The sequence below is a fragment of the Xenorhabdus bharatensis genome (assembly GCF_037996705.1).
Classification (GTDB): Bacteria; Pseudomonadota; Gammaproteobacteria; order Enterobacterales; family Enterobacteriaceae; genus Xenorhabdus; species Xenorhabdus bharatensis.
The window spans coordinates 1-595 of the sequence record NZ_JBBMXG010000062.1 but is presented as its reverse complement, the minus strand read 5'-3'; the positions used below and the strand labels follow the sequence as shown (position 1 = coordinate 595).

1 protein-coding gene is annotated in these 595 nt (G+C 65.0%); it reads left to right on the top strand.

Annotated elements, in window-relative coordinates; all coding sequences use genetic code 11:
• The coding region (locus AAC855_RS21210) for an RHS repeat-associated core domain-containing protein (RefSeq protein WP_340612117.1) at positions 1-595 on the top strand (595 nt) is incomplete at both ends.

Genomic DNA, 595 nt, shown 5'->3' with positions numbered 1-595 from the left:
GTGCGTCGGCGGCGAGTGTCACGGATGACGGCGTGTATTTACTGGGCACGGACGGGCCGGGCAGTGTGCTGCTGAGCCGCCGGCAGGGTACCGCGTCGCGCTTTCGTTACACCCCGTACGGGCAGCAGGCAGCGGCGGACAGTGACCCGGATTTACCGGGCTATAACGGGGAGCGGCAGGATCCGGCCGGGGGCGGGTATCATCTGGGTAACGGTTACCGGACTTATAACCCGGTACTGATGCGGTTTACGGCACCGGACAGTTTCAGCCCGTTCGGGGCCGGGGGGCTGAACGCGTATGCGTACTGTCTGGGGGATCCGATCAACCGGACCGATCCGAGCGGACATATGAGTGCGGGCAGTATTGTGGGGCTGGTATTAGGTGTTTTCGGTATGGTCGCGGAGTTGGCGGCGGTCATTCCGACCGGCGGGGCGTCCCTGACGCTGAGCGGCGCGGTGCTCGCTGGGGCCGGTTTTCTGGGGGCAGCGACCGGGGTTGCCAGTAGCCTGACCGAGGAAAGTAACCCCCAGGCCTCGGCTATTCTGGGCTGGGTATCAATGGGGTTTGGGGCGGTCAGTCTGGGCAGTTCGGTGCT